This window comes from Polaribacter sp. IC073 (assembly GCF_007997075.1).
GTDB lineage: Bacteria > Bacteroidota > Bacteroidia > Flavobacteriales > Flavobacteriaceae > Polaribacter.
This window is the reverse complement of sequence record NZ_VORS01000036.1, coordinates 1-962: the sequence shown is the minus strand read 5'-3', so window position 1 is coordinate 962 and position 962 is coordinate 1. Positions and strand designations below refer to the sequence as shown.

Here is a 962-nt window from a genome sequence, read left to right as displayed (position 1 = left end):
TAAGTATGGTTGGTCGCTGGAAACGCGAATACAAGTTGAAATCTGGAGATTTTTCAAAAAGAAAGAAATACCTCTTGAAGCTCAAAAACTCAAAGCACTAAAAAAAGAATTAAAGAATGAAACCATGGAACGTGACATCTTAAAAAAGGCGGTGAGCAAAATACCCGAAAACGATGTTTTCTCCTCTTAATATCAAATCTCCAAGAGCGACTTATAAGATATCAATTCATTTTAGAAAATGTTGATATATATCCAGTTGAAAAGATGTGTAAATCCATGAAAGTTAGTAAAAATGCTTACTATCATTGGTTTAAAAATAAAGATATTATATTTTTAAAAACACCTACGACGCATCTAAAAGAAAGGGTTAAAATTATTTTTGAGCAAAGTAGAGAAATTTATGGTAGTTATAGAATTCAAAAAAAATTAGAACGAGAAGGCTTGATTTATTCCTGCTCTTACATCGGACTACTGATGAAAGAAATGGGTTTAAGAAGTGTTTTAAAAAGAAAATTTCTAATTACAACAGATTCTAATCGTAAATATTTAATTACTGAAAATGAGTTAAATAGAGAGTTTTCTAGTCTTAAACTGGGAGAAAAATGGGTGTCTGATATCACTTTTATTAGAGTTAATGATGATTGGAATTATTTAACGACCATCATAGATCTTGCTGACAGAAAGGTTGTTGGATGGTCGTTAAATGAAGATATGACTACGCAAAATACGGTAATGAAAGCTTGGATTGATGCACGAAAACAAGAAACATTAGTAATAGACTTATTTTTCATTCAGATAGAGGTGTACAATATGCCTCAAATAAAATGACTAATATCTGTAACTTTAATTTTAAAATAATTCAAAGTATGAGTAGAAAAGATTTGAAATCAAGAGTAAAAGCCTAGCTTTTAATGTAAAAGTAATGCTGTAGCTGAAAGTTTTTTTAAAACAATCAAACACGA

Annotated in this window: 1 pseudogene; it reads left to right on the top strand. The window is 29.4% G+C overall.

Annotated elements, in window-relative coordinates:
* Positions 1–878, top strand: a pseudogene (locus ES045_RS16230) (IS3 family transposase); the annotation flags it as partial.
* Positions 879–962: the final 84 nt, after the last annotated feature.